Here is a 15,659-nt window from a genome sequence, read left to right on the forward strand (position 1 = left end):
CGCTCGTCGGTGGCCGGAGCGGGTAATCCGGAAGTCACGAGGTCGTGAGCTCTTGTCCGGCCACAAATTTCTGACTCCAGTCTCCGCCGTCCACCGTCGGGTTGCCACTCGAAGGCGATTACGTCCTCGAGTGGGATCTGACGCCGAATCCGCTGTGCAGTAGAAGCAGCTGCGCTGTAAAAGCAGTGGACGGCATGGCGGTCCACGATCCGCCGCGGTGGCGGCCGCGTGGATGTCGGCGAACCGCCGGTGACCTCCGCCGACGTGCCGCCCGGATCCGTCCGTTCTCGGCAGCCGTCCGCTGGTCGGGGCGGTGGGCGAGGGTGGGGCGGAACCGGGTGTGCACGGCCATGTGCATCGGGGTGGGGAACACGGCGTCGCTGCGGGTGGCGTGCGCGTACGGAAAGTGGCACAGTCGTGATCGGCCGCGCGTGCCATGAGCCGCTCCGGCAGGTCCGCGAGGGCCGACCGGCTGTGCGAGCACAGGGCGTCCATGCCCGGCGACGGAAGGTGATCAGCCGCTGCCGGCCGCTTCGCCGCTTCAGGGCGTGCCCTGCTCTTCCGGCGTTGTCCTGCAGCCGGGAGGCGCCGCGCCCTTATGGCGCGGAAGCGCGCCCTGCCCCCACCGCCGGGGCGTACTCTCCGCCCCCGTCGCGTGACACCTCGTCATCGACGCGTTCATACACCGGGATCCGGTCCGGATCAGCGTGAACTCTCCGTCTGTGCAAGCGGTCTGAGACCGGCTGTCACGCCCCGCGCGCGGTAGGCGGCACCCGGTGCTGCTCCGCCGTGCCGTGTCCACCCGCACGTCCCGGTGCTCGCACAGCGGCTCGTCCGGCCCGGACGAGCCGGGAAGGACGGGGCTTCACACTGTGTGCGTCACGGCAGCACGTCGTGACCACCCGTCCTCGGCGTCATCGTCCGTGTCGCCCCGGCCCCCGCTGAACGATGAGTTGACGGCGAGCGCCTGCAGGGTGGGCAGCCACTGGCGTGCTCATCTGGTCAGGCCCAGGTCCTGCGTGCTCTGCAGGTGTATCCGGAGCCCACTGGCTCCACCAGGGTCATGCGGCGGGTCTGCCCCGCGCCTCAATGGGCACACAGGTGGTCGGCCCAGGACCGGGAACAAATTCGTCCGACACGTGTGTGGCGGAACTCAATCGGGGAAGTCGCAGCACGGAGGTTGATTCCCATGGTTCCTCTGCTACTGGTTCTGCTTCTCGTGCTGATTCTTTTCGGTGCGGGTTTCGCCCTCGACGCATTGTGGTGGATCGCCATCATTCTGTTGGTCGTGTGGGTGATCGGGTTCTTCGTCAGGCCGTCGGCCGGCGGGGGCCGCTGGTATCGCTGGTAGGTCGCCGATGACTGACGGAAGTCACGGGGCTCTCCGTAATTTCTCGAAAGCGTTGTGAGGGTTGGTTCGATGTCTGTTGGAACCCTTCTGGCGATCATCATTCCCATCGTCGTGGTGGTCGGCCTGCTCGCCGTGGCGGCCTCGTACGTCGTGCGTCGCCGACGTCTGCGCGAGCGTTTCGGTCCGGAGTACGAGCGCACGGTCGAGGACGCCGGCAGCCGGCGCGAGGCCGAGCATGAGTTGAGCGAGCGCGAGAAGCGCCATGACTCGCTGGACATCCGGCCGCTGCAGCCCGATGTCCGGGACCGGTACGCGCGGGACTGGCAGAGCGTGCAGGGTGAATTCGTGGATCGCCCTGAGGGCGCCGTGCAGGACGCGGACCTCTTGGTGACCTCGCTGATGCGTGAACGCGGCTATCCGACCGACAATCTTGCCCAGAAGCTCGCGGATCTTTCGGTCGAGCACGGGCGCACGGTCGAACACTATCGCGTTGCTCACGACGTCAATCAGCGCAGCTTGAAGCATGAGGCCACGACCGAGCAATTGCGAGGTGCGATGGTGCATTATCGCGCCTTGTTCGACGAACTGCTCTCCGACGGGGGCCGGCGTCGTCACGCTCGGGCCTGAACATTTCCATGTACCGGGATTTCCGGCGATTTCCGACCGCGGGAGATCAGGTCGAATGGAGGAGAGATGGAACGCGAACGCACACCCGGCACCGAGGGCGGCCTGTCCACCGCCGACCTTGCCGCGCCGCGTGAACAGGACACCCGTCAAGAGTCCGAAGAGCCGTCGCAGGCCCCTGCGTATCCCGGTGAGTCCACCGAGGCGGCTCCGGAACGCGCGCCGGCGGAAGCGGGGGCCCTTCCTGCGGACGACGAACCCCCGCAGCTGCTGGCGCCGGAGGACGAGGAAGGTTTCCACGCACGCTGGCAGGAGATTCAGAGCCGGTTCGTGGACGACCCGCGTGAGGCGGTCCATGCGGCCGACGGTCTCGTCGCGGACGTGATGCAGACGCTGGCCGCGACGTTCTCCCAGCACAAGAAGGACCTCGAGGGCCAGTGGAACCGGGGCGAGGAGGCGGACACCGAGGACCTGCGCATGGCACTGCGCAAGTACCGGTCGTTCTTCAACCGCTTGCTGTCGAGCTGAACACCGGCAGACCGCGCGGCTCCTTGATCCGCTTCATGATGATCTGGGAGTTGACCTCGGTGACACCGGTCAGTGCGGTCAGCTTCTCGATCCACAGCCGCTCGTAGGCGCTCAGGTCCGCCACCGCGATGCGCAGCAGGCATCCCGGGCTCCCGAAGAGCCGGTACGCCTCGATGATGTCGGGGATCTCCTGGAGGGCCGCCTCGAAGGCCTCGACCACCTCACGGTCGCGCTTGACCTCGATGGAGACGAGCACCTCGAAGCTCCTCTCGACCGCCTCCGGGTCGATGACCGCCCGATAGCCCTGGATCACGCCGTCCTGCTCCAGTTGCCGGACGCGGCGCATGCACGGTGAGGGGGTCAGGCCCACTCGCTGGGCGAGTTCCTGATTGCTCAGCCGCCCGTCGTTCTGGAGCTCGCGCAAGATTTCTCGGTCAATCTCATCCATGACGCAATCATCCACCACACCGGTGGGTGATCGGGGTGAAATTGGCGATCAAATTGCGGGACAAGGCTCCTATCATTGCCAGAACTGTTCCGGTCATCCCCGGATCAGACATGGGGGCGCAGCCGGGCCGGTGCCACGAGCGGGGCCGGGCCGCGTGCCCGTCGAACGTGCCGCATCACCGGCGACAACGACGAGGAGTGGGCACTGTGGGACGGATCGTCGTCATCAGCACCGGCGGGACGATAGCCAGCCGCTGGCAGGGGGCGGGCTTTGCCGCTGACGCGCGCGGCCAGGAGGTCATGGCGACCGCCGCGGTGCCCGAGGGCGTCACCATCGAGGTCGTCGACCTGTTCAGCGTGAACAGCCCCCGCCTCACCACCGCCCATCAGCTCACCCTGCTGCACACGGTGCACGAGGTGCTCACCGACCCGGGCGTGGACGGCATCGTCGTCACCCACGGCACCGACACCCTGGAGGAGTCTGCGTTCCTGGTCGACCTGCACCATGACGACCCCCGCCCGGTGGTCTTCACCGGCGCCCAGCTTCCGCTCGACGCGGCCGACGGCGACGGGCCGGGCAACCTTCACGACGCGCTGCTGACCGCCGCCACGACGCGCGGTCTCGGCGTACTCGTCGCCTTCGACGGCAAGGTGCACCAGGCCCGCGGCACCATCAAGACGCAGACCCTTGCCCCCGACGCCTTCGGCGACCCGTCCGGCGCCCGTATCGGGAACGTCGGATTCGGCCGGGTCTCCGTCCTGCGGCATCCCCAGCGCCCCGCCGGGCTGGCGCTGCCGGGGATGCCCGGCACCCTGCCCCGTGTCGACATGGTCATGCACCACGCCGACGCCGACCCGCTGCTGCTGAACGCGGCCGTGGACGCCGGGGCCCGGGGAATCGTCCTGGTGGCCACCGGCTCGGGCAACGCGACGCCCGAGATCGCCGAGGCCGTCGCCTCCGCGACCGCCCGCGGTGTGCTCGTCGCCCTGACGACCCGGGTCCCGTCCGGACCGGTCGCCGAGATCTACACCTACGGCGGTGCGGTCGACCTCGTGGCCGCGGGAGCCGTGCCGACGGGCACGCTGCGCGCCGGTCAGGCCCGGATCGCCGTGCTCACCGCCCTGCTCGCCGCGACCGACCTGCAGGAACGGGACCGGGTACTGCGGCACGCGCTCGGTGAGGCCCTGCCCACCGGCGCGGACCCGGCCGTAGAGCTCGTCGAGGCATAGGGGCCGGTCCGAGGCCGGGCGGCCCGATCCAGCGCACCCGGACCTGGTCACCGCCCGTCGCCTGCGCGTCGTTCAGACGTCGTCGCGCACGAGGCTGACGACCTGGTCGGCGATCGTGTCGAGGATGTGCGCCGCCGCACTGTCATCGCCGAGAACGAGAAAGTTCAGGGTCAGTCCGTCGGTCATGACCGCCAGATAGCGGGCCAGTACGGGGACTGGCACGCGGAGTTCGAACTTCATGCTGTGACGGAGCTGTTCGATGAGTTCGGTGTAGGTGTCGGAGTACAACTCGTACTGCCGTCGTGCCAGATGCTCGAATCCCGGCTCGCGCAGGGCGTACTGCGTGAGTTCGTACGTGAGCATGTGTTCCCCCGGATTGGCGGACACATGGTCCCAATAGGCCTGGAATCCCGCCCGGATGGTCTCCTGGAGGGTGGCCTTCGGCCGGATGGCCTCCTTCACCACCGTGAGGTAGTGATCGGTGATCGCCGTGATGACCGACTCCAGCAGGGCCTGCTTGGAGTCGAAGCAGTAATGGAAGACACTCAGTGAGACGCCTGCCTCGGCGGCGATGGACCGAGTGGTCGTCCGGGAGACACCGTCGCGGGTCATCGCACGGAGCGCTGCCTCGATCAGCTGACGGCGACGCTCGGCCGATGGCATGCGTGCCATGTGGTTCCCTTCGCGCTGGTGCTGTGCCGTGCTGTGCTCTGCCGTGCTGTGCCGCGTCACGCGGCCGGGGCCGGCCGGATCAGGAGAGCTGATCCGGCCGGCCCCGGCCCATGGGCACCGGGTCGTGGCGTCAGCTGCTGTAGACGCCGACCTCGTGAAGGGAGTAGCCCCAATTGGTGCCGCGCTCCAACCCGTGGACGCGCACGTAGCGGGCCGGTGTTCCGGAGAACCGCGCCGTGTCCAGGCCGCCGTCCCCGGCGCTGGTGGACCACACGGACAGCCAGTTCGTCCCGTCGGCGGAGACCTCGATGCGGTACGCCTTCCCGTAGGCGCGCTCCCAGTTGAGGGTGACACGCTTGATCAGGCTGGGGGCTTTGAGGTCGATCCGCAGCCACTGGTCGTTGCTCCAGTCGCTCGCCCAGCGGGTGCCCGCGTTGCCGTCCACGGCCCTGTCGGGTGCGTAACTCGTGAACAGGCTCCACTCCGACGAACTGGCCGATGCGGACGCGCCTGCGGCGAGGTTCACCCCGGCCTTGTGGTTCTCGGAGGCCGCCCAGGTGTCGAGGTAGGACTCGGCGCCCCGGAAGAGGTCGTCCACGACACCCTGGCCGCCGACGATCCGTATGTCCTCCAGCCAGTCCGGGACCAGACCGTAGTGCGCGGCGCCGTCGGTGTTGAGGTCCCAGGTGCGCTCACCGGTGGTCTGCCTGTCGATGACGGAGCCGCCGTCGGCACTGCGGAAGGGATACCGCACCGGGTTCGGGGTGTCCGCGCCACGGGGGCCCGGCCAGCCGCCGACGCCGTTCATGTCGGTGCCGTAGCCGTAGCCGACGTTGTACTTGTCGCGCAGCGCGTCCGTGCGCTTCGCCTCCGCGCTGAACCCCTCGGCGCCGTTCATGTACTGGGTGATGAAGCCGCCGAGCCGGTAGACGCGCTCCGTCCAGCTGGAGTCCATCCAGCCGTGCGAGGAGATCACACCGGGGTACGACTCGGACTCGAGGATGTCGAAGGCCCGGCCTGCGGCCTTGACGCTCATATGGTCGATCTCCAGCATCATCTTGCGTTTCATCATGCCGCGCACTGCGTACTCGCCGAGCGCCGTGAGGCCGCGGGTGTTGCACTGCGCGTCCGCTGCGTACGAGGGGACCTCCACGCCCTCCGGCAGCCTCTTCTCCGCCGCGGCCGCCGGGGCGATGCCGATGGGGTTGTCGTGCTGCGGCCCGGTGCACTTCTCCGTCTTCCAGAAGGTGCCGGTCGACAGGAACTGGCCCACATTGATCGCCGTGCCGAGGGTGCCCGAGTCGAACCGGACCCCGCACAGGGCGTTGTCGAACTTGTGGCAGAGGAACATGCTGCGGACGCCCAGCTTGTGCAGCTCGTCCAGGCCGCGGTCGATGTCGTCCTTGCCGCACTGCGCGATGTCCAGGATCTGCTTGCAGCCGAACGGCTCGGAGGTCTCGACCCCCAGGATGACGGCCAGTTTGCCCTGCTGGATGACCTCGCGGGCCTGCGCGCTGTCGGTGACGATCCGGAACCAGCCCTTGCCCGGGCCTCCGTACATCCTGTCGATGTAGGCCTGCATGTCGTACGTCTTCTGCGCCTGCAGGCGGATGGAGGTCATCTCGTCGCAGCTGCGGTCCTTGAAGAAGTAGACCGAGCAGATGACGCCGTTGGTGACGAGGTCGTTGACCATCACCCGCTGGCCGCCGCGCCATGCCCGTTCGACCCAGGCGTAGTAGTTCTGCTGGTGGGTCAGCGAGTCATGGGCGGGCCAGTCATTGAACGTCGGCCATCCGTCGGGGTCGTGCCTGCCGTCGCCCCCCTTGGTGATGAAGTCGAAGACCGCGAGCGAGCCGTCGGGGTAGTGCTCGGGACAGTCCTTGAGCGCATCGGCGATCCCCCGCTCGGAGAAGGTCTGGCCGCAGATGAGCCGGCCGCCGAAGGCCTCGTTGGACATCAGGTGGTTGTGTGCGTCGACGAAGCCCCGTACCTGTCCCTGGGAGTCCGTCCCCTTGAACGGTTCGCCCGTGACATTGATCTGGGAGTCGGGCGCCGGCCGTGCCGCCGGGGTCCACCAGTCCGACTCGGCCGAGTAACTGGGCGCTGTGCCGAGGACCATGGCCACCACGGTGAGAAGCAACGACAGAACCGCGATGGGCCTGCGGGTGCGGTGCGAGTGTCGAGTCATCGTCATCACTCATGCCTTCGGTGAGCGGATGGTCCGGTCGATGAGCCGAGGCCGTCCGGGGTCACGCGCCCCCAAGAGGTTGTCATGACCCGAGCAAATAGTGGGACGAGAATCGCGACTATCACACAAAGAGTCAATAGTCCGGGACAGGTGACCTGATGGCTCGGTGGGCAATCGCGCCCACCGGGCGCGCGACGGGATCGTCGGCGTGAACCGCCGTCCGGTTCCGGTGGGATGCGAGGGGACCGGGCCCACCGGGACGTGGGGCCGGTGCGCCTGCTCGACGGTCAGGTGAGAGCTGCGGCCAGAAGCGCGGCCGTCTTGCTGATCAACGCCTCGTCCGCCGGTGCGTCGGCCTGCGGCTTGGTCGAGAGGACGGCCATCACGATCGGTTCCCGGCCGGACGGCCAGGTGATACCCACGTCGTTCGTTGTGCCGTAGCTTCCGGTTCCGGTCTTCTCGGCGGCCGTCCAGCCTTCGGGAAGGCCTGCTCGCAGGCGCTCGGCGCCGGTCGTGTTGTCCAGCAGCCATCCGGTCAGACGGTCGCGGTGCCGCGGCTCGAGAGAGTCTCCGAGAGTGAGCCGCGCGTAGGTCCTGCCGATGGCGTGAGGGCTGGTGGTGTCGGTCAGGCGCCCCGGTTCCGCCGAGTTCAGCTCGGGCTCCCACCGGTCGAGCCTGGTCACGCCGTCCCCGACGGAGCGGCAGAAGCGGGTGATCGACGTCGGTCCGCCGAGCTCACCGAGCAGGAGATTCGCCGCAGCGTTGTCGCTGTAGGAGATGGCCGCGGCACACAGCTCCTCGACCTTCATGCCATGGGCGAGGTTCTGCTCCAGTCCGGTGATCGGAGCGTAGCCGGACTTCACGACGTCGCTCTTTGTGTACCGGATCCGCTGTGAGAGATGGTCACCGTTCTTGTCGAGGTCTCTCATGACAGCGGCAGCGGCGACCGTCTTGAACACCGAACACATCGGAAAGCGTTCGTGCCCGCGGTGGAGAAAGGTCCTGCCGGTCCTCATGTTGCGGGCGAACACCCCGAGCCGGGCACCGTGCTCCCGCTCGAGGTTGCACAGCTGCCTGGAGACCGCGTCGTTCCGCGGCGAAGCCGCGTACGCCGCAGCCGGCTTGGGCATGCCGGCCACCGCTGCCCCGACCCCGCAGACCAGGATGGCGCGCCGGGACATCCGCGCCGCCTCGTTCGGCTCCACGATTCTGCTTCCTCCCGACAGGTCCCCCTGCTGTTGCAGACGGTGTGGGAGGGGCTCGGGTTCCACCTGGCGCGCGCCGGGCGTGATCGGACGGCGAACGCGCCCAGCGCGAGGTGAGCACGATGCCCCGTCGAACGGGCTGTCAACCGTTTGAAGCAGTACCGCGCGGTCGCCACTCACTACGAAAAGCGCGGCTATGTCTTCCCCGGGACCGCGACCGCCGCAGCCCTCGTCATCCGGCTACGAACATGATCGACCGGACAAGTCCGGCGCTGTCGGCGCCCGGGGCGCCCCCGAATCGTGTTGGTGGACGGGTGCCCTCGCTGCCTAGGATCCGACGGTGAACACCAGGACACCGGATCAGCCCTTCCAGCGTGCCGTCGCGCGTGCCGACGCGGGGTGGCTGTCCCGCCATGTCGATGCGGCAACCTGCCCGTTGGAGCAGCTGCGGTGTCTGCTCGCCCACGAGAGCGAGGCTCTGCGGGACCTGGGGCTGACCCTGCTGGCCGAGCGCGCCTGCGCCGACAGCAGCGGTGAAGCGGCGGAGCAAGCGGATCTCCTGGACCTGGTGCCCGGTCCGCATCCTGGGCACCCGGAGAGCGCGCTCGCCGCCGCGAGGCTGTACGAACGGCTGGGACCGTACCTCGGTGGGCGCCCCTGGCCGGCGTGGCGCGACGCGGGCCTCCCGGAAGGGGTGCGTGTCGCCTGGCTGCGCGCCGAGTTGCTGAACGAGCCTGCCCTCGCCGGGCGTGAGGCGCCCGGCGAACTGCTCCACCAGGCGGTGCACTCGACCGACGCCCGCGACGCCCACCGGCCCGAGGAGCTCGTGCGGGAGCTGGCGCGCCGCGCCGATCCGGTGCTGCGTGCCGAGACGCTGCGCCTGGTGCGGCAAGGGCTGCATGCGGGCGTGCTGGCACCGTCCGAGGCGCGTGAGCAGCTGGCCGTACTGCTGGAGGCCGAGGGAACCGGCAGCACCGCCGGCGACATCCTGCGCGAACTCACCGAGCCGTGGGCCGCACTGGATCCGCTGCCCGCACGGACGTTCGCCTCGTTCCTCGCCGCCGGGCAGGACGGTGCGGCGCACCGTGCGGCCGGGGCGGCGCTCGCCGCCGCGGCACACCACGGGCACGACGAACTGCTCCGGGCGGTCGTCACCGACCCGGACCGGGCACCGCGGCTGCGGCAGCGCGCGATGGAGCTGCTCGGTGAACGAGCCGAGCGCGGTGACATAGGCGAGCTGACGGCCGTCGCCCTGCGGGATCCGCTGCTGTTCGGCAACGCGGCGACGGCATGCCTGCGCGCGCTCCACCGTCGCGGCCACTTCCCCGCCGGCGCGGACGTGCCGCCGGTCGTCGGCCTCGCGCTGGCCGACGTCTCCGTCCCGGCGGACGACGTCGCCACCGTGCTGTACACGTGCCGGACCGAAACGGTGCGACTCCTGGCGGACGCTCCCATGGACGACCCGTCCTGGCCACGGCGGCTGGAGTTGCTCACCGCGCTGGCCCGCCAGGGGGTCGACGCGCGGCCGATCGGCGAGGTGGCCACCGCGATGCTCTCGGTGACGCACCGACCGGCGCCGTTCCTGGAGGCGATCCGCGCGCTGCGCTACACGGACGCCGAGGAGACGGTGATCGCCGTACTGAGGGACGCCCCCGCGATGGCGCTGGAAACTCTGGAGGCCATCGGAGGGGAACGCACGGTCCAGGTACTGGCCGAGGGGCTCGGGCTGCCCGCGGATCCGGACGACCCTTCCGTGCACGTGGTCGCGCCGCATCTTCGTGCGGTACGCCATCGGGCGCTGGAGCTCCTGTGGCACCTGAACCGGGACCCGCGACGGCGCCGCAGCCTGCTCCGCCGACTCGATCCGGCGGATCTTCCGGCTCGTGTCGCGGCCGATCTCGGCGCGCCCGACGCGGACGAACTCGCCGTTCTGCGCGCGCACGTGGATCCGTCCGACCCCGTCGCCGCGCTGTGCCGGCTGGCCGCCCACGGCGGCGCGGCCACGGTTCCCGCCCTCGCGGACCTGCTGCTGCGCGTCGTGGGTGAACTGGCCGCCGCCCACGAGCCGGGAGGTTCCGAGGAGCATGCCGCCGAGCCTTTCGTGCCCGAGGTGGTGGCCGACGCACTGCGTGCGACGGGCCGCAGGCTGTACGGGCGGGCGAAGATCCGGCCGGCTTGTCTGCTGGACGCGCACGGCGCCGAGGAGGCGGGGCACGCGTTCGTGGCCGGCACGGTGCTGGACCTGCTGGACCGGCCCGGCCTGTCCGACGGCGAACAGGCCGTGCTTCTGGAGCTGTTGAGGCGCTGCCCGTACAGGGGCACCCGCCCGCGTGTGCACCGCCTGCTGCGCCACCGTGACCGGCATGTGCGCAAGCATGTGGTCGCCCTGCTCACGCAGGACGCGGCGGGTGACGGCGCCCTGGCGCTGTCGGCGTCGCTGATCTCGCTCACTGCCGCACCCGACGTGCAGACCGTACGGCAGGCGCTGACGGCTCTGGGCCAGGCCCGCGCCCGCTGGGCCTGCGGTGCGATTGCCGCGTGCCTCGGCCATCCGGCCATGAACATCAGGAAGACCGCCGCCGCGGCACTCGTCCGGGCGGGTGCACCGGAGGCGGTGCCCGCCCTGCTGCACCGGCTGGGGCGTTCGGACAATCCGGGACTGCGGGACACGCTCGTCGAAGCGCTGCGCGCCGTCCTGGGCGACGCGTACGCGGCGACACTGCTCGCAGCCGCGGAGGGCACGGAGGACACCTCCGCCCGGACGCTGTTGCTGTCGGCTCTCGACGGCCTGCTCTCCGCCCGGTCACTCGTCGCGCTCGGCCGTCAGGGGTCCGTGATCGTGCCCGCTCTGCTGGCGCTGGTGGCTTCCGGCCGTGTCGCGCTGTCCTCGGGAACACCCGCCGACCTGGCCGCTCTTTTCGCCGCGCACGGCGTCGACGGGCCGGCCTCCCTCGGGTCCGGTGTGCACGACGCGGCGGACGCGGACGCCGTGCTGCTCGTGTCGGACGGGTGGAACACCGCGGTCGCGCTGCGCCTCGCCGGACGGGCCGAGCGGCCGGGGCCGGCACGACTGCGGGAGTTGCGCCCGCTGCTCGCGGACTGGCTCCATCTCGCCGAGACCGTGCCGGCGACGCGCAGACAGCTGCTGGGGCTCGTTCTGCGGCTGTGCCCGGCGCCGTGGCCGGACGACGAGCGGGCGGTTCTCGTCCGTCACGCGGGTGTCTTCATCGATGCGCTGCCAGGCTCGTCGGGCGAGGAACGCGACGCTCTCGTGGCGATCCTCGAGACCGTCGTCCCCGATCTGCCCCCGGCCCGGCGGCAGTTCGCCGCCGCCGCGGTGCGGATGCCGGCCGGGGAGCTGCCCGGGGCCAGGTGCACACTGCCTCTGCTGCGCGCCTCCGGGGCGGTGGTGGGCCGGGCCGACGTCGACCGCGACCTCGCCGCGGCCGGTGTCGCGGCCGATCCTGACCGCGCCGCGGTGGCCGTCCTGCGGGAGGCGTTCGCCGTGGAACTGCCTTCCGGGACAGCCCCCGCCGGTGCGTGGCATGCGGCCCTGGGAGCCGCACTGCGCACACCGGACGCACTGGAGACCTTCTGGGGCGAGCGCGCGGATGCCCCCGGGTCGCGAGAGGTGCTGAGCGCACTGATCGACGCCTGGCCGACGGCCGCGCCCGGCGTCCGGGACGCTCTCCTCCACCGGATGACGCGGCTTCAGCCCCTGGACGCACCCGAGTGGACCCTGACCGAGACGGCTGCCGCGGCACCGCCGCCCGCACGGTCCGTACGCGCCGACGACCTCGACCAGCCCCGGTCGTCCGCGCTGTTCGGGCGGCTGACGGCCATGCTCTCCGGCAGCGATCCGGACCGCCGTGACGAGGCGGCCCGGCGGCTGCTCGCATGGCCGGATCCCCATGCGCGGATGCCGGTGCTGCGGGCCTTTCTCCGCGGCCGTGTCACCGTTCCCGTCCTGGGTCTGCGCGACCTGGGCCTGCCGGCCGGACCGGAGCTGCGGAGCAGGGACATCCTGCCGGACAGGGTCCTGCTCATCGCCCGGGAGCTCGGCGCCTGGGAACTCGTACCGCTGATCCCGGTGTTGCTGGAGTGGTGGGAGCAGGGTCCGTCCGCCGTACGGCGGGACGCCGCGCTCGCTCTGCGCAGGGTGCCCGCCGACGTGCTGGCCGACGCGCTGGGTGAGCGTCTGGGCGCGGGCGCCTGGGGCGTACTGGACCTGCTGCCGGCTCCGCTGCTGCGCACCCCCGCACTGACGCGGGTGATCGCGCGGCTGCGCGCCGAGGGACATGACGAGGCGGCGGACGGACTGCTCCTGGTCGACGGCCCGTTGCGTGGCCCGGACGCTGCACGAGAGGACGCGGCGGCGCTTTCGGCGCTGCGGGAACGGGCTCCGGTGCGGGTCGCCCGCCGGGACGCGTCGCGGCGGGAACTGTTCGACCTCGCCCGCAACGGCACCCCGGAGCAGATACGCCGTGCGCTGACGCGGCTGGCGGAGGCCGACGACGCCACGACCGGTGAGGGTGGTCAGGAACTGACGGATGTCATCAGGCAGTTGCTGGGCCACCGCGAGCGTCGGGTCCGGCTGCACGCGCACCGGATCTCGCGGACCTTGTTGGACCGGGAGACCCATCTGCACCACACGTCGCTGCTGCTGGACGACCCGCAGGCGGACGTGAAGCGCATGGCGATCCGTGTCCTGTGCCGCGCCAGGTGGGCTCCCGCGGTGCCCGCGGTGACCGCGCTGCTCGACCACGCGCATCCCGTGGTCCGCAGGGCGGCGGCCGAGGGACTCGTGTCTCTCGGGGAGGCCGCCGTCCCCACGCTCACCCGCGCGGCCGCCCGCGCACGCCCCGACAGACGGCGGCTGTACACGGACGTCCTCGACCGGATCGAACTCGGTTGAGCGAACGGTCGATGCCCTCAGGGGCTTCCGGGCCCTGGCCACCCGCTTCGACAAGCGAGCGCATGTCCTCCACGGCACCGTGACCGTTGCTGCCGTACGTCTGTGGCGCCTCTCATGACGTGCCGGACAGGACCTGGTGGCTATGTGAGACGGATCTGATTCCCGGAGACGCTGATCTGCTTCGCTTCCAGCGGCCGCTGTGCGGGGCCCTTCGCCACCGAACCGTCCTCGATACGGAACTTGCTCCCGTGGCACGGGCAGTCGATGGTGCCGTCCGCGACCTTGTCGACCGTGCAGCCCTGGTGGGTGCAGATCGCCGAAAAGGCCTTGAAGTCACCCCGGGCCGGCTGGGTCACCACGACCTTCTTGGCCTCGAACACCTTTCCGCCGCCCTCCGGGATCTCGGAGGTGGTGCCCAGCGGTTCGCCCGCGGGCGGCTGGGCGCTGCCACTCTTCTCGGCCGGCGAGGTGGGTGCGGGGACGAACGACTCACCGCCGTCACTCTCCTCCCCGTATCTGGTGCAGCCCGCTGCCGCCACAACGGCGGCGCCGGTCACCAGAAGCGTGCGGCGGGTGGTGCCTTCTCTGCTTACGCGGTCACTCATGTCGTCACTCCGAACGTGCGGAAGAACCAGAGCGCGGAGGTCAGCCACGCCATCGTGAGCGTGGCGAAAACCAGCCCGCCGACGATCGGCAGCAGCCACCCCGGCAGCCGCTCCATGCGCAACAGCAACATCTTTGCGCTGAATGCCCCGAAAAAGAAGCAGGCGAAGAACGAGTGCCACAGCGCCCGCGGGGTGGAGGTCTGATAGCCGAGCGCGTACAGGCAGTGCACGGCCACGGGCACGGTCAGCAGGAATGCCACCCGGCCCGACCAGCGATGAAGTGCGGGAGTCCAGGACGCGGCCCGCACTCCCGGCATCTGCCCGTACATCGTCAGCGCGGAGACGAGCTGCACGAGTGCAAGGACGAGCGCAGCGGTGGCCAGCCAGGCCTTTACCGCACTCGGGCTGCTGAAGCCGGCCAGATTGAAGGCGGTGGCGGACGGACTGTGGAGCTTCCCGTACACCCCGAGGCCGACCGCGACGGCCACGCCGACCAGGGCCGGGACGAGGAAGCGCGCCGCCCCGGAGCCGGCAACCTCCTGCGGGGGCGTGGACGGGGGCGGGGGCGGGGGTGGGGGCGGAGGGGAGTCGCCGCTCCGCGTGTTCGGGTCCACGTTCATGACGCACCTCGGGAACGCTCAGGGGACGACGGGGCGGGCGGTCAGCCGAGTGCCGTCGACGGTGACGGCACCGGTGGCCGGGTCGATCGGGGGAGCGGCGGCCGGCTTGCCGTCGCGGCTGACGATGCCGACCTGGCTGCCGTCCTGCAGGACGATCCAGCCGCCCTTGAGCTGGGCTCCGCGCACCTGGGCGGCGGCGCGGTAGAGCCCGGACGGCTTGACCGCCTTGTCGGCGGTGAAGGCCCAGTTGCGGTCGCCGATGTCGGCCGTTCCGGTGACCTTGCCCCCGCTCAGGATGCCGTCCAGCTTCGCGTTGGTTTCGGCGCTGGTCAGGTGCATGTCGCCGTCCTCCTCAACGGGGCCGCGCATCCAGGCCTCCCGGGTGCGGCCGTCACAGACGTACGCGATGGCCTTGTTGCCGCGGAGCGAGATGGCGACGGAGGCGGTGCCGTCGGTCGTACGGCCCGCGTACTCGGTCTGCGGCCCCGCACTCGCCGTAGTGGCCGGGGGCGAGGTCCGCGCCGGGGACGGGGGTGAGGGCGTGCTCGGCCTTGGGCTCGGCGTCGCGCTTGTGGGCGGGCGCTTGCGCGACGAGGGCGCAGGCTCACCGGTCGTGGCATTGAGCGACAGTATGAACAGGCCGAGCACCAGTCCGGCGAACAGCGTGAGCAGTGGTCCTGGGTGCTTCATCGGCGCCTTCCGCAGGGATGCGGGCAGTGAGAACTCCATGCAAACGGACGTGACGCCATGTGTCCACCGGTCGACAATCCGTAGTGGTCCGGGTGGCGGCACAGCCGGGGGTGGGCGGCACTCTTTTCGGCACGTCGTCCGCTCGTCTGACCGCCGGGCGGCTCCCCGTGTCAGCCGCCCGAGCGGCGCCCGGGGCTCCGCCGCCGCCTGACCGGCCAGGCGGCGGCTCCCCGCGTCAGCCGCCGGAGCGGCGCCCGGGGCTCAGTACGGTCTCGATGCCGTGCCGGCGTTCGCCGAGGACCCGCTCGCAGGCGGCGGCCTCCGCGGCCGGGCTGAACGCTTCCTGCGGGCGCGGCGCTCTGCGGCGGGCCAGCGCCGCCGCGGTATCGGCGGCCACGAGGTCGGCGTTGACCGCCGTGGCTGCCTGCACCCCGGAAGCCGCGGCCACCGCGACGCCGGCCATGAGGTCGCTGACATTGCCCGCCACCCACACCCCCACAACACCCGTGAACCCGTTCGCGTCGGACTCCACGTTGCTTGCTGTTCCGGCAAGACGGCGCCTTGACCGACGGGATGATCAGGTT

13 protein-coding genes and 2 pseudogenes are annotated in these 15,659 nt (G+C 70.7%); 7 read left to right on the forward strand and 8 right to left on the reverse strand.

Annotation, left to right across the window (positions count from 1 at the left end; genetic code table 11):
- Positions 1-1,189 precede the first annotated feature (1,189 nt).
- The 3 genes from OHS70_RS33085 (at position 1,190) to OHS70_RS33095 (ending at position 2,503) form a co-directional block, all read left to right on the forward strand.
- Positions 1,190-1,351: a DUF5670 family protein gene (locus OHS70_RS33085; RefSeq protein WP_328403602.1), complete on the forward strand. Its 162-nt coding sequence runs from the start codon at positions 1,190-1,192 to the stop codon at positions 1,349-1,351.
- Between the two features lie 69 nt (positions 1,352-1,420).
- A complete protein-coding gene (locus tag OHS70_RS33090) occupies positions 1,421-1,978 on the forward strand; it encodes a hypothetical protein (protein ID WP_328403604.1) in 558 nt (185 codons plus the stop codon).
- Positions 1,979-2,044: 66 nt separating this feature from the next.
- Entirely contained in the window at positions 2,045-2,503 is a 459-nt protein-coding gene (locus OHS70_RS33095; RefSeq protein WP_328403606.1) for a hypothetical protein, read from the forward strand.
- On the opposite strand, the gene OHS70_RS33100 is transcribed toward OHS70_RS33095, so the two are convergent.
- Complete coding sequence (locus OHS70_RS33100; RefSeq protein ID WP_328403608.1) at positions 2,481-2,951, reverse strand: Lrp/AsnC family transcriptional regulator; 471 nt, start codon at positions 2,949-2,951, stop codon at positions 2,481-2,483. The genes OHS70_RS33095 and OHS70_RS33100 overlap by 23 nt on opposite strands.
- 206 nt (positions 2,952-3,157) lie before the next feature.
- Between OHS70_RS33100 and OHS70_RS33105 the strand changes: the two genes are divergently transcribed.
- Positions 3,158-4,180 (forward strand): asparaginase, encoded by a 1,023-nt coding sequence (locus OHS70_RS33105; RefSeq protein ID WP_328403610.1) that lies wholly within the window; start codon positions 3,158-3,160, stop codon positions 4,178-4,180.
- Between the two features lie 72 nt (positions 4,181-4,252).
- On the opposite strand, the gene OHS70_RS33110 is transcribed toward OHS70_RS33105, so the two are convergent.
- The 3 genes from OHS70_RS33110 to bla all read right to left on the reverse strand — a co-directional run bounded on the left by OHS70_RS33110 (position 4,253) and on the right by bla (position 8,221).
- Positions 4,253-4,852 carry a TetR/AcrR family transcriptional regulator gene (locus OHS70_RS33110; protein ID WP_328403612.1) on the reverse strand — a complete coding sequence of 200 codons (600 nt, stop codon included), beginning with the start codon at positions 4,850-4,852 and terminating at the stop codon, positions 4,253-4,255.
- A gap of 130 nt (positions 4,853-4,982) precedes the next feature.
- Positions 4,983-7,046: a discoidin domain-containing protein gene (locus tag OHS70_RS33115; RefSeq protein ID WP_443062687.1), complete on the reverse strand. Its 2,064-nt coding sequence runs from the start codon at positions 7,044-7,046 to the stop codon at positions 4,983-4,985.
- 281 nt (positions 7,047-7,327) lie between these two features.
- The gene (bla, locus tag OHS70_RS33120) at positions 7,328-8,221 is read right to left on the reverse strand and encodes a class A beta-lactamase (RefSeq protein WP_443062772.1); all 894 of its coding nucleotides are present in this window, start codon (positions 8,219-8,221) and stop codon (positions 7,328-7,330) included.
- 144 nt (positions 8,222-8,365) lie between these two features.
- Between bla and OHS70_RS33125 the strand changes: the two are divergent.
- From OHS70_RS33125 to OHS70_RS33135, 3 genes and pseudogenes are all read left to right on the forward strand, one after another.
- A pseudogene (locus OHS70_RS33125) lies at positions 8,366-8,497 on the forward strand (IS5/IS1182 family transposase); the annotation flags it as partial.
- 88 nt (positions 8,498-8,585) lie between these two features.
- Positions 8,586-13,160 (forward strand): HEAT repeat domain-containing protein, encoded by a 4,575-nt coding sequence (locus OHS70_RS33130; RefSeq protein ID WP_328403614.1) that lies wholly within the window; start codon positions 8,586-8,588, stop codon positions 13,158-13,160.
- A pseudogene (locus OHS70_RS33135) lies at positions 13,150-13,278 on the forward strand (IS5/IS1182 family transposase); the annotation flags it as partial. The gene OHS70_RS33130 and the pseudogene OHS70_RS33135, both read left to right, overlap by 11 nt.
- Positions 13,279-13,300: 22 nt before the next feature.
- Here the strand turns inward: OHS70_RS33135 and OHS70_RS33140 are convergent.
- The 4 genes from OHS70_RS33140 to OHS70_RS33155 all read right to left on the reverse strand — a co-directional run bounded on the left by OHS70_RS33140 (position 13,301) and on the right by OHS70_RS33155 (position 15,607).
- Positions 13,301-13,765 (reverse strand): Rieske (2Fe-2S) protein, encoded by a 465-nt coding sequence (locus tag OHS70_RS33140; protein WP_328403616.1) that lies wholly within the window; start codon positions 13,763-13,765, stop codon positions 13,301-13,303.
- The gene (locus tag OHS70_RS33145; RefSeq protein ID WP_328403618.1) at positions 13,762-14,385 is read right to left on the reverse strand and encodes a DUF6529 family protein; all 624 of its coding nucleotides are present in this window, start codon (positions 14,383-14,385) and stop codon (positions 13,762-13,764) included. Before OHS70_RS33145 ends, OHS70_RS33140 begins: the two co-directional genes overlap by 4 nt.
- A gap of 18 nt (positions 14,386-14,403) precedes the next feature.
- Positions 14,404-15,075 carry a hypothetical protein gene (locus OHS70_RS33150; protein WP_328403620.1) on the reverse strand — a complete coding sequence of 224 codons (672 nt, stop codon included), beginning with the start codon at positions 15,073-15,075 and terminating at the stop codon, positions 14,404-14,406.
- A 235-nt stretch (positions 15,076-15,310) separates the two neighbouring features.
- On the reverse strand, positions 15,311-15,607 hold the full coding sequence (locus OHS70_RS33155; RefSeq protein WP_328403622.1) for a hypothetical protein: 297 nt from the start codon (positions 15,605-15,607) through the stop codon (positions 15,311-15,313).
- Positions 15,608-15,659: the final 52 nt, after the last annotated feature.

The sequence above is a fragment of the Streptomyces sp. NBC_00390 genome, assembly GCF_036057275.1.
GTDB lineage: Bacteria > Actinomycetota > Actinomycetes > Streptomycetales > Streptomycetaceae > Streptomyces.